Genomic DNA, 18,966 nt, shown 5'->3' with positions numbered 1-18,966 from the left:
CGTCACTTCTCCCTGGCCTGTGCGCCGAGCTGGTACGAGTGCCAGCCGGTGCTCGTCGTGATGTCCTGTTGCCGCGGCTGGCCGCTGCTGTCGCGCCACTGCAAGTTCACCTGCAACGGCCCGGTGACGTCCTCGCCCAGTCCGATGTGGACCTCGTGGCTGCGGCGGCCGGAGTGACCGCTGCTGCCGTCGACCCTGCCGATGAACTTGCGTCCGTCGGCGGTGGTCACGCACACCTGCGCGCCGATCGCGGGCGAGCCGGAGGTCTCGTCCGTCAGACGCAGCCCGAGGAAGGATCCGGTGTCGGGACTGTCGTTGTGGTAGAAGATCGGCGCTTCCCACTGCCTGGCCACCGCGAAGTCGAGCCTGCCATCCGCGTCGGCGTCACCGGTCCCGATGCCGCGGGTGGGCACCGGGACGGCGAGGCCTAGCTCGCCGGCGAGGTCGGTGTACTTGCCGTCGTCGCCCTTGGCGAAGAACTGCATCGTCTGGTTGCCGCCGACGTCGTCACCGGCTTCCAGCTTCGGCCACCAGAGCGGGTTGTCCAGCAGCGCGTCGTTCGCGGTGGCCAGCTCCTGCAACTGCGGCCAGCGGTTCGTGCCGCCCTTGACGAAACCGGTCGCCTGCGCGATCACCGGGCTGCCGCTGTTGTTGAAGTCCTCGATCTTGACGTCCCAGCCCCAGCCCGACCAGGCGGTACCGGTCTCACCGCTGCGGTCCTCGTACGGCGCGACGCCCTGCTGGAACTTCGCCCGCTGCTCGGCCATGTCCCCGGCGGTGCTCATGAACTGGAAGTTGCTCTCCTCGATGCCGAAGCTCGTGGTGATGTTGCTGACGAAGAAGTCGTACCTGCCGTTGTGGCTGAGGTCGCCGAAGTCGACCCCCATGCCCTTGAACGAGTCGTTGCCGAGCCGCTTGGACTTGGGCACGCCCGGTGTGGCGGGTCCCATCAGCGCGGCGAACTCGAACTTGCCCGGGGTCGACCGGTTGTGCAGCAGGAAGTCGTGCCCGAAGTCGTTGCCGATGTAGAGCTCCGGCAACAGGTCGCCGTCGAGGTCGGTGGCGCTGGCCGCCAGTGACCAGCCGCCGCGCGCCTGCTCCGGCAGTGCGTCATCGGCGCACAGGTAGGCCGGGGTGCCTGCGGTGATCCCGGTCTGCCGGAAGATGTACTTCCCGCCGCCGTTGCGGGCGTGCGACATCGAACGGTTCATCACCACGCCACCGTCGATCCGGTCGTCGAGCACCGGGCCGTCGGGGAAGTAGTTGCCGATGAAGATGTCCTGGTGCCCGTCACCGTCGAAGTCGCCGACCGTGGCGGCATTGGTGTTCCACTGCGGACCGGTGTACACCCCGTTCTCGGCGTTGTCCCCCGGTGCCAGCTCGACCGACCGGTAGGCCCGCACGTCCAGTCCGGGCGCGGCCGGGTCCTTCAGGAACAGGATCGGTGTGCGCCCCCAGTAGTAGCCGAGCACGTCGAGCTGGCCGTCCTCGTTGAAGTCGCCCGGCACGCAGCCCATCGGCGCGATCACGTCGCTCATCGGCAACGGCGCCGGGTCCAGCGCGAACGGCGCGTACCGGTCGGATCGCGCGCCGGGAGTCGGGGTGACCACGATCTGGTCGGTGCGCGGATCGACGAGGCAGAGGTCGTTGGGCAGGCCGTCCCCGTCGAGGTCGTTCATCGCCACCCCGGCACCGACCGAGGAGATCCAGGCGCGGATGTGCTCGTAAGCCTTGTTGACCTTGCGGATGCTCTGCTGCTTCGAAGCGTCCGGCATGGCGATCGTCATCGGCGTGAACGAGTACTTGCTCGCCATGCGCTCCGCGTCGGCGGCCGGTGTCGTCGGCAGGCTCACCACGAAGTACCCGATCACCAGCAGTACGACGGCGACGATGCCGGGCAGTTGCCTGCGGATCCGGTTTACCGTCGTGCTCATGTGCTACTCCTTTCAAGGGACACGAACGCGGCCGCGGTGCGCTGCCGCCACACTTCGTAGGCGGGCAGGTCACCGTCGACGGGCAGGTCCGATTTGACGTCGTGGGTGAGCTGCGCGGCCGTTTCCGGCGTCATTCCGCAGAGCACCTTCGTGGCGACTCCGGTATGGGGGATCACCAGCCCGGCCCGCACCCTCGCCTCGGCGGCGAACGCGCTCGCCTGCGCGACCTGCGGCCAGTTGGCGCCGGCTCGCTCGCGGAACAACAGCAGTTCCTCTTCGGACACCCCGCCCGCATAGGTGGAGGCCAGCCCCGCGCCGGCGTACAGATCGGATTGCCGTGCTTCGGGGAACCTGCCGATCATCTCGGTGACCACTTCGACGTCGGTGCCGCCGACGAACCACATGGCCCGCCCGATGCCCTGATCGATGGCGTGGTGCGCGTGCTCCGCGCCCGCGTTGGCGGGCCAGGGGAAATGTTCTTCCCGGTACTGCTGTCCGACGTACTTCTTGGTGTGGAAGTACGCCTGGTGGAAGCCGTACCCGTCGAGCACCAGACCGGACAGCAACGGATCGAGGGACGCTGCCTTCGGCCAGCGGAACCTCGGCAGCCTGGCCATTGCCCAGCCGACACCCACGTACACCATGTAGACGTGCCGGTCACCACGGCCGGCGAGGCACCTGGCGACGTGGTCGTCGGCGCCGAAGGGCAGCCCGTCGAGCATGGCGTAACCCATTCCGGCGCCCTCGTAGGCGAAACCGCGGAACTGGGCAGGAAGCTCTTCCAGCCATTGCTCCGCCTGCTCGATCGAGCGCGCTTCCACGGCATGCGCATAGCCGGTGAGAAACATCGCTCCTGCCGTCTCCAGCAGTTCCTGAGCGGCCGGGCTCTTCTTGTGGAAACCGCGCTTGTCGAGCGAGGTTTCCGCTACGTTCGGGGTCAGGATACGGCGCCTGAGCGCACGCCAGCCAGTGCCCAACTCACTCTCCCCCTATCGGGTGGAATAGGATTTCGGTGCTAGAGATAAAGGGTCACACAGTCCTCGACCCGGTACTACTCCACGGTTGCGAACCACGATGTCTTCTGCAAATGAGCTTCTCCATTTTTGCGCGGATTCAGCCGGCGAGCCGCTGCTGCGCGGTGCCGAAATGCGCACGTATCCGCTGCCGCCACAGCTCATAGGCGGGCACCGCGTCGCCCTCCGCCGGCCCGACCACGGTGCGGTCGGCCAGCTCGGTCGCCGCGTCCACGGTGAGATCGGTCAGCACCGTGACAGCGAGCCGGGAATGCCTTGGTACGAAAGAGGAATACGTCCTGGCCTTGATCGCGAAGACCGAACCCAGCGCTAGCTCGGCGTGGTGCTCGCCGGCCGACTTCCGGAGCGCGGAGAGCCCAGCACGATCGCAGCCACCGGCGAAGGTCGCCGCCAGGCCGATTCCGCTCCAGAGGTCGGCGCGCCGATGTTCGGGGAACCGGTTCACCGCTTCAGCGGCACCGGCCGCGCCGGCACCGTGGATGAACCACAGCGCCCTGCCGATGCCCTGGTCCACCGCGCGCCGGAAGTAGTCCGGCGCGCCCTGCCACGGATAGGGCGCGGGCTGGTACTGCTCGTCCACCCAGCGCCGGGTGTCGAAATAGGCCCGGTCGAACCCGTACCCGTCGACCGCGAGCCAGCTCATCGTCGGGTGATACGGCGATTCGCTCAGGTCCGGCAGCACCTGCTTCCACAGCGGCCTCGGCAGCCGGGCCATCGCGAAACCGATGCCGATGTAGGCCAGGAAGATGTGCTCGTGGCCCGGCCCGAGCAGCAGTTCACGGGTACGGTCACGACGTCCCAGCGGCATCGCGTCGAGGATCGTGAACGCCATCGTCGCGCCCTCGTACCCGAAGCCCCGCTGTTCCGGCTCCACCATCGCGAGCCGGCGTTCGATCTCCCACAGCGGCGGCGCCTCGATCCCCCATTCGAACCCGCAGACCACCGCCTGCGGCACCATTTCCAGCCGCGCGGTGGCCGCGGTGGGGGTGACCGGGAAACCGCGACCGGCGAATCCCACTGATTCCAGCGATGGCGCGAAGACGCGCCGACGCAGTACACCCATCAAGGTCGGCATGAGTACTCGTCCTCCATTTCCAGGTGGCTCAGGCGACCGCGCGCAGCCCCGCCCGCCGCCGCTGGGCGAGCACCCGGTTGCTGTGCGGAGAGGGCAGGGACGCGAGCGTGATCGCGATCGGCGGGTCGGTGGGGTGCGGCGCGCGCATCCGGAGCCGGATGCCCGACCGGCCGCCCGCCCGCACCTGGACCGGGTGCCGCACGGTTCCCACCGAGAAGCTGGCCGCGGTGGTACCGGCGGAATGCTCCGCCACGGCCTTCACCACCCAGTTGCCGTCCGGCACGCCGTAGATCGTGAAGTCGGTGGAGCCCACGTCCATCTGCCCGGTGAAGGCGATCGGCCCGCACTGCGGAATGGCCTCGGCGAAGACGCCGACGAGGACGTTCGCGGGCGAAGCGGCCCGCGGCATTTCGATCCGTCCGGTGATGACCCCGCCGTCGGCCCGCGGCGAGGCGCAGGTCTTCCCCAGACTTCGCAGCACCGGCAACGGCGGCAGCCGCTGGAAGCCCGGCGCCACCGCCAGCAGCAGCCGGTCCACCTCCGGGTCCCGGTACTGCGTCGGGGTCATCCCGACCGCGCGGGTGAACCGGCTGGTGAAGGTACCGACGCTGCTGTAACCCACGCTGCACACGATGTCCGAAACGGTCAGCTTGGTGGTGAGCAGCAGCCGTTTGGCCTCGAACAGCCGGATGGCGGTGAGATATCGCCCCGGCGTGACCCCGGTAGCCTTGGCGAAAACCCGCGAGAAATGGAATGGGCTGACGAACACCTCGGCCGCGATCTCGGTGAGCGTGATCGAATCGAAGTACCGCGCGTGCATGGCCGAGATGGCCTGGCGCACGGCGGGTTGCAAGAGCATTCCTGGTTCGGAGCGAATCCCGAGATCGGCGACGTCTCCCGCCGGCGCCGTGGGTACGACCTGTAGTTGCCCCATTTTTCAAACCTCGAATTCAGCAGATTTCTTCCCTCTAGATATAAAAGCTGATTCGGGTTTCGATGCACTTGACGAGCGGTTGAGCTGAGCGCACCGGGACACCGACCGGCAGGAAGGGAGAAACCGGAATTCGGGCGGGCTCGGGGCCGTCCACCGCTCGCGACCGGAACAGGATCAGTCACTGCAAGTGACGCTAACCGGGGGCATCACCTGAAGTCACTCGTCCGCAAGGGAGGTGAAGTACACTCAGAGTTATCTGGGAAGTGGGGTGATGGGGTGATCCGGGTCCTGCTCGCCGAGGATATGCACATGGTCCGCGGCGCACTGGTCGCCCTGCTCAACCTGGAACCCGACATCGAGGTGGTGGCCGAGGTGGCCACCGGCGACCAGATCCTGCCCGCCGCCCGCGCCTGCGAGCCGGACGTCGCGATCATCGACATCGACCTGCCCGGCAAGGACGGCATCACCGCCGCTACCGAACTCTACGAACAGCTGCCGCGGTGCCACACCCTGATCCTCACCTCCCTCGGCAGGCCGGGCACGGTACGGCGGGCACTCGACGCCAAGGTCTACGGCTTCCTGCTCAAGGACGCGCCGGCGGACAAACTGGCCAGCGCGGTGCGCTCGGTGTCGCTCGGCCGGCGGGTCATCGACAGCGACCTGGCGCTGTCGGCCTGGGAGACCGACAAGTGCCCGCTGACCCCGCGGGAGGTCGAGATCCTGCGGCTGGCCGCGCGCGGGCGCGACGTGGCCGACATCGCGGCCGAGCTGTTCCTGTCCCCCGGGACCGTGCGCAACTACCTCACCACGGTGGTCACCAAGCTGAACGCGCGCAACAGGGTGGACGCGATCCGGATCGCGAGCAGCGCGGACTGGCTGTGATCCACCGGCCGCTGCTCCATCCGGTAGCGGCGGTCAGCCGGACGGAGCAGCGGGCGGCAGGGGAAACCGGCTCGCCCCGAGCGGGACCGCCGCGCACAACCGATAGGTGCCACCGGACCCTGGATGAACGGTGAGCTCGCCGCCGATCAGGCGCAGGCGGTGGGACAGGTTCCCCAGCCCGCTGCCGCAGCGATCGGCGCCGAGCCCCGCCGGGCCGGTGTGCACCCCGTCGTTCACCACCGCCAGCCACGCCACCCCGTCCGCGGCCGACACCGTGATCGCGCACCACTGGGCCGCGCTGTGGCGCAGCACGTTCGTCACCGCCTCGCGAAGCACGGTGGCGAAGATCGTGCCGACCGCGGCGGGCAGCACGATGTCGTCGTGATCCAGCCGGACGTCCACCTTGGCCGCGCGAAGGACGGCACTGGCCGCTTCGCACTCGACCGGCAGCGAGAGCTCACGGCAGCCGGTGGCGACCGATCGCACATCGGCCAGCACCTTCCGGGAGATGCCGAGGATGTCGGTGACCTGTTCCCTTGCCCCCAGCGGATCGTCGGCGATCAGCCGGCTGGCCAGCTCGCTCTTCAGCGAGATCGCGGTGAGCCCGAGGCCGAGGATGTCGTGGGTGTCCCTGGAGAACCGCCGCCGTTCTTCGGCCACCGCCCAGTCGGCCAGCTCGCGCCGCCTTTCCTGGAGTTCTGCGGCGATCCGGAACAGGCGGCACGCGCAGTAGGCCATCGCGGCGACAACGATGGTCGACACCACCCCGTGCACGGCCGCGGGCAGGCCCGCCCACTGGCCGCCGTCGGCGGCGGCGAGCACGCCACCGCCGATCGCCACGAGCACGAACAGCGGCACCGCGACGGTGATCTTCCAGGCGAGCAGTATCCCGGCCGCGAAGAAACCGAGAAAGGCGCCCCAGGAAGCACCGAAGTGCAGCAGCGGAATATACACCAGCCCGCCTTGGCAGAACAGCGCAAAAAAGCCCTGACGGCGCGAAGTGCGAACCAGCGGTCTGCCGAAAAAGTACAACAGTACTGCGATCATCGCGAAAACGCAGACAATGCACAGCACACCGTCGTACCAGCTTGTCACCTCGGCCAGCTGATCATCCAGCAGAAGTAGACCCAGACCGGCGAACAAGATCGCGGCCAGTATTCGAGCCCGGCGAACATCGTCGGCGGCGGGCACCGCGTTGTGCTGATCGGTTGTTACGCCATTCGCACCGGAATAATCCACCCGACGGCCCAACCATCTGTTCACGGCATGCCCGGAATTCATAATTGCTCCCCACGCGGCGCACGATAGGGGTCAAGGTAACAGAGTTCCGGGAAAATGAGTGTCGCGCATACCGGACGGATATTCTCCGACGCGGCCGGGAAAAGCGCTCACGGTATGCGGTCGAGCACGCACTCACCGACCGCCGCCTCGCCCGGCCAGGAAAGCTTCAGCGCCCGGTCGACCCGGTCGCCGGCGTCCACCGGGACGGCGTGCGCGGCGAGCCCCATCGTCGCCGAGACCAGGGACAAGGTCTGCTGCAGGGCACCGAAGTGCATCATGGCGGCGGCGTAGGCCGCGCCGCCGAGCACCCAGTGGCTTCGCTCCATCCGGGTGGTCACGGTGATCAGCGCGGCGGGCCGCTGGTGGCCGGCGCCGGCCACCATCGCCATGTCCAGCATCGCGCCGAGTTCGTCGCGGTCCTCGTTGACCAGTACGAGCGCGTGGCCGAGCGGGTCGTAGTAGTAGATCCCCTTCGGCAGCTCGGGGCAGAGGTTGGCGCTGAAGTAGATTTCGAGCTCGTAGAGCCCGGCCGTGTTGAAGTAGGGCCGCTGCGACGCCTTGTCACCCGGCCCGGCGAGCAGGTGCGCCGGGCCGATCGAGCGGATCCTGGCGCTGCGGAACAACAATTCCCCGATCCGCTCGACCGGGATTTCGTGCCCGGAGAAGGCGGGGCACTCGTAGCCCGCTTCGAGCAGGCCGGTCAGCGACGCCGAGGTCTCGGCGTGGTCGGGCCGGTGCAACGGGAAGACCCGCCCGGCCGGGACCGGTTTGACCAGCGGCGGCGCCGCCGCGTCCGGCCGGCGCGGCTCAGCGGGACGGTCGTCCAGCCTGGTCCGGCTGCGCACCTGGAACAGCAGTTCGTGGTACGACCACCGGCCCAGGTCCGGATCCTGGTCTTCGGCGAAGCGTCCCTGATCGTCGCCGACCAGCGCCACCCCGGCCGCGACCAGGTAGGGCACCATCTCCGCCACCATCGTCTCGGCGAGGCCGGTGCCGGCCGCGACCTCGGCAACCGAGACCGGCTCGGCGAGTGCGCAGGCCACCCGCACCGCCGGCGGCCTGCTCAGCAGCACCCGGAACCGGGTGCACGGCGACTCCAGCCTCAGCCCGCCGTCGCCGGGACGCAGCGCGGCGAACCGGGACAGCCGGACCGGCCGGCCGGGTGGGAGCTCGCGCAGGATGAAGCCCGGCGCGAACCCGGTCGGCACCACCGACAGCAAGGGCGCTTTGCCGTCGTTGAGGCCGAGCGAACGCACCACCGAGCCGCTGAGCTGGTCCAGCGCCCGGCGCAGCGCGGCGAGGTCGGCCACCGGCCAGTGCTCGCCGGAGCCGTTCGACCCCGGCGAAGTGGTCACGTTCCGCAGCCGCACCGGCCCGAAGGCCATCCGGCGCAACGATTCGCGGACCAGAACGGGGGTGCCGTCCAGCTCGAACTCGCCCCATCTGGTCAGCACGGCCAGCGCACCGCCCTCGCCGGCCTCGACCAGCGTGTCCTCGGTGAGCGACCACAACGGGATCGTCTCCACCGCGCCGTCCGCGAAATCGGCCATCGAGCTCGCACTCCTCGCCCGCACCGGGCTGCTTACAGGAACATGGGGAACGGATTGAGCCGTTCATAGGGCGTCGGTTCGGTCAGCCGACCAAGCCGCACCGGGACGTCGAACAGCCTGCCCGGCGCGAACCGCGCCCAGAACGACCGCAGACCCGGCACCACCACCTTCACCACGGGCAGCTCGACATCGGGCCGAGTCTGGTCGAGCACCAGTGTCTCCATCCCGTGCCCGGAGATGGTCCGGACCAGTGCGCGTACGTCGTCGCGGATGTCCGGCCGGTGCACGAACCGGAAGTCCGCCGGCGTCCTGGCCGGCACGCCGGTGGCCGGCATCAGGTAGGGCTGGTTGGCCACGGTGGCGCTGCGCAGCCACCGGAGGGCGTCCGGATCGTCGAGCGCGGCCCCGTCTTCGAGCACCACGGGCAGCAGCTGGTTCAGCTCGCTCACCGCGCGCCGCAGCGCGGTCCTGGGATCGAGGTGCGCCCCGAAGCCGAACATGATCTGTTCCGGCGGCCCGGCGGTGCGCCGCGAGATGGCCACCATCACCGGCACCCCGAGATCCGACGTGAGGTCCAGCGCCCACAGTTCGCGCCCGAGCTCGGCGTACTGCCCGCTCATCTCCTCGATCCACGGGTCGCCGAAGCAGGCCAGGTCCACCCCCGGCATCGGCGTGCGGTTGTACCACCACAACGCGACCGCGTCCCGCTCGACGAGTTCCAGGGTGCCCTGCAGGATCGCGTCCTCGACGCTGCTGCCGGCCGCGTTGCCGTTCGAGTCGGCCCGCACGCTGCGGTGCCCGGCCTCGTCGGGCGCGCCGTAGTAGAGCAGCCCGGTCGGCAGCAGGCGCTGCCTGCCCGAGGTGAGCGACCAGAGCGGGGTCCAGTCCAATACCGCGTCATCGTCGAACGGCTCGCACACGTGCTGGAACGACGCGTGCTCGGCGTTCCACGCCCGCCGGGTCCGGTACTGCCGGTCGGCGTAGAGCATGCAGTCGTTGGGGTGCACGGCGTCGGCACCGAAGGAACGCAGCGAGCCGCTGATCCGGAGCTCGTCGCCCTGGTAGTTGCCGGAATGCCGTTCCACCGCCTCGCAGAGCGCGCCGACCTCGGCGTCCATCGGGGTGGCGCCCTTGCCGCCGTTCTCGCCCCGCAGGCTCGCACGCAGGGCCGCCATGCCGGTGATGTTGCGGACCACGTTCGGTCCCGACAGGTACGCGTTGACGAACGCGGGGCTCCGCGGGTCCGGCCTGATTTCGCGGATGATGCCGGTGACCGGGCTGACCAGGTGCTGGTAGCGGTCGAGCACCTGGCCGGGGGTGAGCGTTCGATGGCCACCGCCACCGCAGCTCGCCTTCTTGGCCGCGCGCAGCAGCACCGGTTCCCTCGTCCTGGCCGCCACCAGCGACGGGTCGCCGCAGGACGGGCATTGCGGCCGCCGCCGCAGCTCGTGCAGCTTCCCGCGCAGGTCGAGGGAATCCAGTACCCACACGCAGTCCTGCCCTGGATACCGGTAGCCGGCCAGCCATTTGGACACTTCGAGCGCGATCAGGTGGGCCGCGGCCGAGGTCAGCGGCGGCACCGCGGACGCAGGACGCGGCGCCGGGCCGACGTGGCCGAGCGCGGCCTGCACGCAGGCTTCCGCGTGCCGCTGTCCCCAGAGCCGGTTGGTCAGGCAGTGCCAGCACGCGGACTCCCCCGGCCGCAGGATCGGGCCGAGCCACACCTGCGAACCGACCGGCCTTGCCAGCAACCACGGCTGCCCGGCCGCCCGGTGCTCGGCGTCGACCTCCGCGAGCCGCGGGTCGAGGTAGTCCTCGCACAGCACCACCGACAGGTCCGCGGTACCGACCCCGGCGGAGTCGAGGCCGCCGACCAGCTTGAGCCCGGCGTCCCGCAGCGCGCGCCCGACCTGCACGGTCTCCATGCCGCCGCCGACGCCGACCAGGTTGATCCTGGCCGGCCGTTCGCTGGCTTCGACGGCGTCGACCCCGCACGCGTCCCAGTACGCCAGCGTGCGCTCGTCGACGCCGAGCTTCCGCGGCGAGCGAAGCGTGACCAGGTCGGCTTCGACCAGCCGGACCAGCAAGGCGGCGATTTGCTCCTCATCCATCCCGGCCGGTCGTTCCCGCAGCAGGCCGGCGAAATCCCTGGTGCCGTCGAGCAGCGCGGCGAGCGCGGCGATCTGCGCCCCGCGCATGGCGATCACCCCGCGCTCGGAGAACAGGTAGGCGCCGTCCCCCTCGCTGATCTCCGCACGCAGGTGCCGTTTGAAGTCCAGGAAACGGCTGGTGGTCCCCGAGCTCAGCACGCCGGGACCGTTCTCTCGCTCATCAGAACCCCCAAATGACCGCGGGATGCGGTAGCTACCGAATCCTGCTGCGAGACCGGCGTGGCGGCCAGTGACCGAATCATGGAACGGGCATGCGTTTTTCACTGCGGAGCGGGAAAAACGCATCCGATCTCTGATGGCGCTCTCACTGGCTCCGGCCAGGGCGCTCTGTCACTGTCGAAAGGCAGGCGACCGTGACCCGAGAACTACGCCGCGCGCCGGCCAACAGGGCTCACCCATGCCAACGAACTGCTACTGGGAGACGGTGCGATGGACTCCGAGACATTGGTATCAGACGGTCTCGACAACTCCACCTCGTGGGGCGCGGGCAAGCCGCCAAAAGGCGCAGTGCGGTTCAATCTCCTCGGTCCGCTCGAAGTAGTCAAGAACGGAATCGACTACGCGCCGAGCCCGCCGAAGATCCTCCAACTGCTGGCGATGCTGGTGATCCGTCCCGGCAAGATCGTGCACATCGACTCGATCACCCACGAACTGTGGGCGAATGACCCACCGCGCAGCGTCCGGAAGACCATTCACACCTATGTGCACAACCTGCGCAGGTGCATCGAGCAGAACGGGCTCGCCGCCGACGGCGAGGCATTGCTGGTCACCAAGTCGCCCGGTTACCTTTTCCGGATCGACCCCGAGCAGGTCGACCTGTTCACCTTCCAGCGGCTGCACCAACGGGGACGGGAACTGCTGCGCCAGCACGAGCATCTGGACGCGGCGCGGTCCCTCCGGTCGGCGCTGGACCTGTGGGCCGGGCCGCCGATGGCCAACGTGCACTGCGGGCCGGTGCTCTCGTCCTACGTGGTGGAACTGCTCGAACAACGCCGCAGCGCCCGCCATCTGCGGATCGAGGCGGAGATCGACGGCGGCCTGCACCGCGAACTGATCGGCGAGCTGCGCTCGCTGGTCGCGTCGAATCCGCTGGACGAAGGGCTGCACGGGCAGCTCATACGCGTCCTCGGGCGAAGCGGCCGACGTTCGGACGCCATGGCGGCCTACCGCCGGCTGCGGGCCAGGCTCAACAACGAACTGGGGGTGGAGCCCTGCGACGAACTGCAATCACTGCACCACGATCTCCTGTCCGAAGGCGAACAAAGCCCATGAGGGTTGGGCAAACGTCGCAGCCCCATTTCACCGGAACGCTCCATCACCACACGAAAGTGAGGACCTACGCATGACCGCTCGCACGTATGGCCAGTTCTGTGGCCTCGCCCGCGCCCTCGAGCTCGTCGGGGAACGCTGGTCGCTGCTCGTCGTCCGCGATCTCGTACTGGGGGCCAAGCGGTTCACCGACCTCCAGCGCGGACTCCCGAAGATCCCCGCCAGCATCCTGTCCGCACGTCTCAACGAAATGGAGCAGGCCGGGGTCATCCGTCGCCGCGTGCTGCCCCAGCTGGACGCGGCGGTGGTCTACGAGCTCACCGAGTACGGCGCCGAACTCGACCAGATCGTGCTGCAGCTGGGACTGTGGGGCGCACGCTCGCTGGGCGATCCCGGCCCGGAGGACGTGTTCACCCTCGACTCGGCCATCCTGTCGCTCTACACCACCTTCCGGCCGGAAGCGGCGCTGGGCGTGCACGTCAACTACGAGCTGCACTACGGGGACATGATCGTGCACGCGCTCGTCGACGACGGCGCGCTGAAGGCCGCGGAAGGCTCGTACCCGGACGCCGACATCAGGATCGAGCCGAAGGGCCCGGTCATCAAGAAGCTGATGACCGGTGAGATAAGCGCCACCGAGGCGATCGCTGGCGAGCAGGTCCGCATCGAAGGCCCCGCGGAATACCTGCACCTGTTTCCCCGGCTGTTCCACGTCGGTGCCGCCCCCGAGGCGTCGGAGGGCCTCGTGGTGCACTGAGGTCGTCCACAGTAGAAGGTGCCGCTCCGTACCGGGGCGGCACCTTCCACGTTCGGGTGGCTGCGGGTCAGCCGATGCTCCGCGCGAAGCGGAAGAACCGGTCCGGGTCGTACTGGTGCCCGACCCGCACCAGGCGGTCGTAGTTCTCCGCGTAGTAGGACCGCCGCCAGTCCGGTAGCGCCGGGTCGAAGAAGTTCTGGTAGCTCTCCCCCTGCGAATTCGGCTCCAGGGTGGCGAAACCCTTGGCGAGCCAGGCTTCGCACTCCTGCGCCTGCTCCTCAGTGTAGTCGGGATCGTTCAGCGCGCCCGCGAACCCGGCCAGTATCTTCGAGGTGCGGTGCACGAAGGCGGTCGCGGTCCTGGCCGGTACGTTCGCCTCGCCGCCGAAGGTGTCCAGGTAGATCAGGCGGAACTGGCCCTCGCGCGGATCGGCGAGGAACGCCTCCAGCATGCGGTCCACATTGCTCTCCGGGACGTACCCCGCGAACAACCGGTTGCGGTTGCGGTTGAAGACCATCCTGGACAGCTGCGCCTCCGGCCGGTAGCCGAGGCGGTGGCACTGCTCCACCGTGAGGTCCGTGCAGCCGTACCATTCCATCATGGCGTCGAAGTAGGACTTCTCCTGCACGGCACGGCTGATCGGCCGAGCCCCGGACCGCGCGATCAGCACCTCCAGCAGACGGTCGAACTCCTCTACCGGGCCGTGCCACACCCCGCCGAGACCGACCTGCGGCACGCCGCCGGTAACGCCGTCCTGGATGATGGTCAGCGAGGCCGCGAGATCGGTCGGCCCCTCGACCGCCCATGGCTGGAACGCCGCGATCAGCCGGCCGGCCTTGTCCCAGGGGAACATCACGTTGAAGTTCACCATGCGCCGGACATGCGTCGGGCGGACCTCGTAGCCCGTGACCACGCCGTAGTTGCCCCCGCCGTTGCCCCGCAGCGCCCAGAAGAGGTCCGGGTTCTCGGCTTCCGACGCGCGGACCAGCCGCCCGTTCGCCAGCACCACCGAAGCGGAGACCAGCCGATCGGCCGCGAGCCCGTGCTTGCGCGTCTGGAAGCCGATCCCGCCGCCCTGGATGAACCCGCCGGCACAGACCGTCGGGCAGGTACCGCCGACCAGGGAGAGCCCCAGCGGCGAAAGCACCTTGAGCGCGTCGACCTGTTGCACGCCGGGGCCGAGCACGACGTTCGGCCCGTTGCGGCCGAGGTGGTTCAGCCGGGAGACGTCGAGTATCACGCCCTGGGTGGTGGAGTATCCGCCGAAGCTGTGGCCGCCGCTGCGAGGCACCGCGGGAAGCGCGTTGTCCTGGGCGAACCGGAGCACGGTTCGCACGTCCTGCTCGGACACGCAGTACGCGACGGCTTGCGGTCGGATGGAGTCGAACTGCTGGATGGCGGACTGGCGGGCGTACTCGTAGCCGGCGTCGGAAGGCAGCACTAGACGTCCGGAAAGGTTGCGGCGCAACGTATCCCAGTTGACGGTGCCGGCAAGGCCGGACGCGGCCGGTGCCGAGGCGAGCACACCGGTCACGGCGACCGCACCGAGACGGAGGAAATCACGGCGGTTGGGCATGACGGTTCCCCTTGCTTCAGCTGCGATTGATGTTTCAGCCGCAGGAAAGGAGCAGACCGGGCCCCAGGAAACCGGCCTGCGACAAGATTCCCGAATCTTCTTGCAGACCGGTATCGCACGCATCTCCCAAGGTGCGACGCGGGCGCTATCCGCCGACCGCTGCCTCTTCCGCTTTCCCCGTCTCGGCACCGGTTTCCGGCCGGCCGCTCGGCGGCAGGTGCCGGATCCCGGTCAGTACCAGCAGAACGGCCGCGGCGGCGATCCCCGCGCACACCGCCGCGCTGCCCTGCAGGCCGCTGGTGACCGCCTGGTACGCGCTTCGCAGCAGGGTCGCCGCTTCCGCGGGTGGCAGTTGCCCCGCCGCGGCCATGGCTCCACCGACGCTGTCGCGCGCGGCCTCCGCCGCCGCCGGCGGGACGGCGGGGCCGGTCTCGATCCGCGCCTGATACAGCGCGGAGCCGAAAAGCCCCACGGTGACCACGCCCATCGCGACGCCGAACTCCCCCGCGGTCTCGGTCAGCGACGCCGCCGACCCGGCCCGCTCCGGCGGCACCGACTGCATGGCCAGTGTCGCGCAGAGCCCGGCCATCGGGCCGATGCCGAGGTTCGCGAGCACCAGCGCGGTGATGGTCAGCGGCAAATCACCGCCGCCGTCGAGCAGGGTGAGCAACAAGTAGCCCGCCACCGCGACCACCAGGCCACCGGCGATCACCGCGGCCGGCCGCACCCGCCGGATGAGCAGGGTCGCCAGTTGGATGACGACCACCATCGACGCCACCGACGGCAGCAGCCACAGCGCGGTGGCCACCGGCGACAGCCCTTCCACCGACTGCAGGTAGAAGGAGACGAACAGCTGGTTCGCGCCGACCAGGCCGGAGGCCAGCGTCAGCAGCAGCCCGGTCCGGAACGTCCGGTTCTTGAACAACCCGAGCTCCAGCAGCGGGCTGGTCAGCCGTCGCTGCCGCCGCAGGAAGACCACGCCGACGGCCAGCCCGGCCGCGAGCGCGGCGAACTGCCCCGGCCCCGCACCGTCACGGGCCAGTTGTTTGAGCCCGTAGACAAGGGAGAGCACCGCCGCCATCGACAGCAGCACGCTGACCGGGTCGATCCGGCCCGCTGCCGGTTCGCGGTACTCGGGCAGCAGCTTCGGCCCGAAGATCAGCAGCAGCGCCATCACCGGCACGCCGAGCAGGAACACCGAACCCCACCAGAACAACTCCAGCAGCGCGCCACCGACCAGCGGGCCGAGCGCGGTACCGCCCATGAAGCAGCCCATCCACACCGCGATCGCCATCGCCTGCTGCTTGGCGTCGGGGAACAGCACGGTGATCAGGGCCATGGTCGAGGGCATGATGGTGGAGCCGGCGACCCCCAGCAGCGCCCTGCTCGCGATCAGCATCTCCGGGCTGGTGGAGAAGGCGGCCAGCACCGAGGCCGCGGCGAAACAGACCCCGCCGATGAGCAGCAGCCGTTTCCGGCCGATCCGATCGCCGAGGGTGCCCATCGTGACCAGCAGACCGGCCAGCACGAATCCGTAGACGTCGGTGATCCACAGCTGCTGCACGCTGCTCGCGCCAAGGCTCCCGGCCAGATGCGGCAGCGCCAGGTACAGCACGCTCATGTCCAGTGCCACCAGGACGGTGGGCAGGCCGAGCACCGCGAGCCCGATGAGTTCGCGGCGGCCCGCTCGGGCGGCGCGATCGGTGGTCAAGTCCATCGGCGTGCTCTTTCCCTGTTGCCGGAAGGGGTCTGCGGGCCGGAGTTCACCTCGTGGCCGGGGTGCGCCGTGGCACGCCGACGACGGTCCGGCCGGCACGCCGTTCCAGCCACCAGTGCACGACCAGTAGGTTGCCGACCCAGCCCACCCAGCGGGCCGCCTCCACCACCGTGGCGTTGTCGATCTCGACCGGGCTCAGGTACTTCAGCGCGTACCCGATCACGAAGCCCCAGAAGGCAAGGCCCCACATGATGGCGAAGCTGTAGAGCATCCACCGGCGGTGCTCGGCGTACCGGCGCTGCCTCGCCGTCTTCCAGCCGAGCACGGCGGTGACCGACCAGAGAACCGCGGACATGAGCACCGCGACACTGCCGGGGCCGTAGGAAACCGGGAACATGGCGAGCGCGAGCACGGCACACGGCAGCGCCCCGGCGAAGAGGTAGATCCGCCCGCTGACCCGGTGCGCGCGGGGATGGTGCCGCCGAAGCCACGGCCAGAGCTGCGCGATGGTGCACAGTACGGCGATCGTCCCGGTGATCACGTGGCCGGCCAGGAAGGCGTAGTGCAGGGCGTCCTGGGTGGGAATCCGCGAGGCGCCGGGGTCGAGGCTGAGGTAGGGCAGCACCTGGTAGCCGGCGAAGGCGGCAGCGACGACCGCGAAGCCGAGGAGCGACCGGCGGCCCCATCCGCCCTTCGACGAATGCGGCCCCGCACGGGGCAGAACCTGGGCGCCAGGTCTTTCCAGATGCTGCGTCACAGTCCTGGCTCCCCTGCTGCTCGCGAAAGTCGGCATCGAGTCCGCTCCGCCGGCTCGGCCGGTGGTGACTTACAGGCTCGTGCACAGGGGCCGCCCGCCGCTTCTCCTATCTCGCGGCGTTGGGCGGCGGCTCAGACCAGGAAGGTGAACAGCGGGCTGTCCGGCGGGACCCGCTCGATGCGGTGCGGCACGGTCTCCATCCGCTTCAGCATCGCGTCCAGGTTCTCCGGCACGCCGAGCTCGATGCCGACCAGCGCGGGACCGGTTTCGCGGTTGTTCCGCTTCACGTACTCGAACAGGGTGATGTCGTCGTCCTCGCCGAGCACGTCGTCGATGAACCGGCGCAGCGCGCCGGGCTCCTGCGGGAACTCGACGAGGAAGTAGTGCTTCCTGCCCTCGAAAACGAGCGCCCGCTCGACGATCTCGGCGTACCTGCTGACGTCGTTGTTGCCGCCGGAGAGCACGCACACCACGGTCGCGCCGGGCGACAGCCCCAGTTCGAGGCCGAGCGCGGCCGAAGCCAGCGCGCCGGCGGGCTCGCTGATGATCCCGTCGGACTGGTACAGGTCCAACATCTCCACGCAGATCCGGCCCTCCGGCACCGCGACCAGCCGTGGCCGCCGGTCCGCCGCCACCGCGAAGGTGTGCCGTCCGACCTGGCGCACCGCGGCGCCGTCCACGAAGGGATCGACCTGCTCCAGCGGCACCGGCCCGCCGTGCTCCAGCGCGAGCGCCATGCTGGCCGCGCCGAGCGGTTCCGCGCCGATCACCAGCACCTCGGGATGGGTCTCCCGCAGCCAGGCGAGGCTGCCCGCGAGCAGCCCACCGCCGCCGACCGGCACCACGAGCACGTCCGGCGCGCGGCCGAGCTGCTCGATCACCTCCTTGACCACGGTGCCCTGGCCGGCGATCGTGCGCGGGTCGTCGAACGCGGGCACCAGCGTCCGCCCGGATGCCTCGGCGTCCGCCCGCGCGGCCGCGGCGGCGTCGTCGTAGGTGTCGCCCTCCACGACGATCTGCACGTGCCTGCCGCCGAGCGCGGCCACCCGGTCGCGCTTCTGCCGCGGTGTCGTCCTCGGCAGGTACACCCGCGCCCCGATGCCGAGCGAGGCGCAGGCGAACGCCACGCCCTGCCCGTGGTTGCCCGCGCTCGCGCAGACCACACCGCGCGCCCGCCGCTCCGGTTCGAGGCCGCTCAGCAGGTTGTACGCCCCTCGTCCCTTGTACGAGCGGACCGCGTTGAGGTCCTCGCGCTTGAGCCACACGTCGAGCTCGTGCGCCGCCGACAACCGGTCGTTGCGGTGCAGCGGACTCGGCGGGATCACCCCGGTGAACCCCTCGGCCGCCGCGGCGATCGCAGCCGCGCTCACCACCCCAGGGTCGTGCTCGGGCAAGGTGGTCCTCCTGTCCGTGTCCAGCGGCCTGAGCGGCCGCGACGGACCCGGCAGTCTACCGGCCTGCCCATTTCGCCCGCGCAATGCCCGGCTCGACAACCCGCCATCGTCAAGTTACTCTTTTGGCTCCGGATTGCCGCTGGGCCAAACACAAGGCGAGCTGACGCCGAGATATACCTTCCCCTCGTCATTGGCTTCCAGGCTCATCCGGAAGCCGTTGGACGTATGTTCGGCATAGACCGCGCGCCCGTTGTCGGTGGTCACCAAAAAACCATTGGCCTGCCACCAGGTTCGAAGTGGGGCGAACCCGGTTTCCGGGTTCCCGCCTGGCAAGCCGACGACCTCAGCGTCACGCGTAGCAAAGAATCGACCTTTCGGACCCTGGTCGTTGGGATCATCACAGGCCATCTTGTCCTTGCGAAAATCATCGGCAAGCCGGGCATCAGGAGACAAAGCCCGTCGCCCTTGCTCCATGTAGTCGTCGACGAGACGGTTGGCTTCTTGAATACTGATGGTCGGCATCATTGGTGTCCCAGAAGGTTCGTTCGACTCTCCACAGCCGCTGATCGTGAATACGCATAGCGCGACGCCCATGGCAGCGAGCTTGACCTTGATTCGTGGCACTGTGACAGTCT

General features: G+C 69.2%; 15 protein-coding genes. 3 read left to right on the top strand and 12 right to left on the bottom strand.

Annotated features, from left to right (window positions below):
* Positions 1-2: 2 nt before the first annotated feature.
* From AMYNI_RS0125190 to AMYNI_RS0125175, 4 genes are all read right to left on the bottom strand, one after another.
* Positions 3-1,934, bottom strand: coding sequence for a CRTAC1 family protein (locus tag AMYNI_RS0125190; RefSeq protein WP_020670843.1), 1,932 nt, complete (start codon positions 1,932-1,934; stop codon positions 3-5).
* On the bottom strand, positions 1,931-2,911 hold the full coding sequence (locus tag AMYNI_RS0125185) for a DUF1702 family protein (protein WP_020670842.1): 981 nt from the start codon (positions 2,909-2,911) through the stop codon (positions 1,931-1,933). The genes AMYNI_RS0125190 and AMYNI_RS0125185 overlap by 4 nt, the downstream gene beginning before the upstream one ends.
* Before the next feature lie 136 nt (positions 2,912-3,047).
* Positions 3,048-4,043 carry a DUF1702 family protein gene (locus tag AMYNI_RS0125180; RefSeq protein ID WP_026360905.1) on the bottom strand — a complete coding sequence of 332 codons (996 nt, stop codon included), beginning with the start codon at positions 4,041-4,043 and terminating at the stop codon, positions 3,048-3,050.
* A gap of 28 nt (positions 4,044-4,071) precedes the next feature.
* Positions 4,072-4,902: a helix-turn-helix transcriptional regulator gene (locus AMYNI_RS0125175; protein WP_040405950.1), complete on the bottom strand. Its 831-nt coding sequence runs from the start codon at positions 4,900-4,902 to the stop codon at positions 4,072-4,074.
* A 351-nt stretch (positions 4,903-5,253) separates the two neighbouring features.
* On the opposite strand from AMYNI_RS0125175, the gene AMYNI_RS0125170 reads away from it, so the two are divergent.
* Positions 5,254-5,859 (top strand): response regulator transcription factor, encoded by a 606-nt coding sequence (locus AMYNI_RS0125170; protein ID WP_020670839.1) that lies wholly within the window; start codon positions 5,254-5,256, stop codon positions 5,857-5,859.
* Positions 5,860-5,892: 33 nt separating this feature from the next.
* Here the strand turns inward: AMYNI_RS0125170 and AMYNI_RS45370 are convergent, their stop codons facing one another.
* From AMYNI_RS45370 to AMYNI_RS0125155, 3 genes are all read right to left on the bottom strand, one after another.
* Entirely contained in the window at positions 5,893-6,813 is a 921-nt protein-coding gene (locus AMYNI_RS45370; RefSeq protein WP_169515769.1) for a sensor histidine kinase, read from the bottom strand.
* Between the two features lie 434 nt (positions 6,814-7,247).
* Positions 7,248-8,690, bottom strand: coding sequence for a SagB/ThcOx family dehydrogenase (locus AMYNI_RS0125160; protein WP_020670837.1), 1,443 nt, complete (start codon positions 8,688-8,690; stop codon positions 7,248-7,250).
* Positions 8,691-8,722: 32 nt separating this feature from the next.
* Positions 8,723-10,999, bottom strand: coding sequence for a TOMM precursor leader peptide-binding protein (locus AMYNI_RS0125155; protein WP_020670836.1), 2,277 nt, complete (start codon positions 10,997-10,999; stop codon positions 8,723-8,725).
* 369 nt (positions 11,000-11,368) lie between these two features.
* Between AMYNI_RS0125155 and AMYNI_RS0125150 the strand changes: the two genes are divergently transcribed.
* On the top strand, positions 11,369-12,133 hold the full coding sequence (locus AMYNI_RS0125150) for an AfsR/SARP family transcriptional regulator (protein ID WP_020670835.1): 765 nt from the start codon (positions 11,369-11,371) through the stop codon (positions 12,131-12,133).
* A gap of 70 nt (positions 12,134-12,203) precedes the next feature.
* Positions 12,204-12,887, top strand: a complete 684-nt coding sequence (locus AMYNI_RS0125145; RefSeq protein WP_020670834.1) for a winged helix-turn-helix transcriptional regulator — start codon at positions 12,204-12,206, stop codon at positions 12,885-12,887.
* Between the two features lie 67 nt (positions 12,888-12,954).
* Here AMYNI_RS0125145 and AMYNI_RS0125140 read toward each other — a convergent pair whose 3' ends face one another.
* From AMYNI_RS0125140 to AMYNI_RS49230, 5 genes are all read right to left on the bottom strand, one after another.
* Entirely contained in the window at positions 12,955-14,463 is a 1,509-nt protein-coding gene (locus AMYNI_RS0125140) for an FAD-binding oxidoreductase (protein ID WP_020670833.1), read from the bottom strand.
* 145 nt (positions 14,464-14,608) lie between these two features.
* A complete protein-coding gene (locus AMYNI_RS0125135; protein WP_020670832.1) occupies positions 14,609-16,180 on the bottom strand; it encodes an MFS transporter in 1,572 nt (523 codons plus the stop codon).
* A gap of 46 nt (positions 16,181-16,226) precedes the next feature.
* Complete coding sequence (locus AMYNI_RS45365) at positions 16,227-16,937, bottom strand: DUF2306 domain-containing protein (RefSeq protein ID WP_020670831.1); 711 nt, start codon at positions 16,935-16,937, stop codon at positions 16,227-16,229.
* Positions 16,938-17,068: 131 nt separating this feature from the next.
* Positions 17,069-18,331, bottom strand: a complete 1,263-nt coding sequence (gene ilvA / locus AMYNI_RS0125125) for a threonine ammonia-lyase IlvA (RefSeq protein ID WP_026360903.1) — start codon at positions 18,329-18,331, stop codon at positions 17,069-17,071.
* A 114-nt stretch (positions 18,332-18,445) separates the two neighbouring features.
* Positions 18,446-18,955 carry a hypothetical protein gene (locus tag AMYNI_RS49230; RefSeq protein ID WP_157357478.1) on the bottom strand — a complete coding sequence of 170 codons (510 nt, stop codon included), beginning with the start codon at positions 18,953-18,955 and terminating at the stop codon, positions 18,446-18,448.
* Positions 18,956-18,966: the final 11 nt, after the last annotated feature.

The sequence above is a fragment of the Amycolatopsis nigrescens CSC17Ta-90 genome (assembly GCF_000384315.1).
Taxonomy (GTDB): domain Bacteria; phylum Actinomycetota; class Actinomycetes; order Mycobacteriales; family Pseudonocardiaceae; genus Amycolatopsis; species Amycolatopsis nigrescens.
This window is presented reverse-complemented; position numbering and strand designations above follow the sequence as displayed.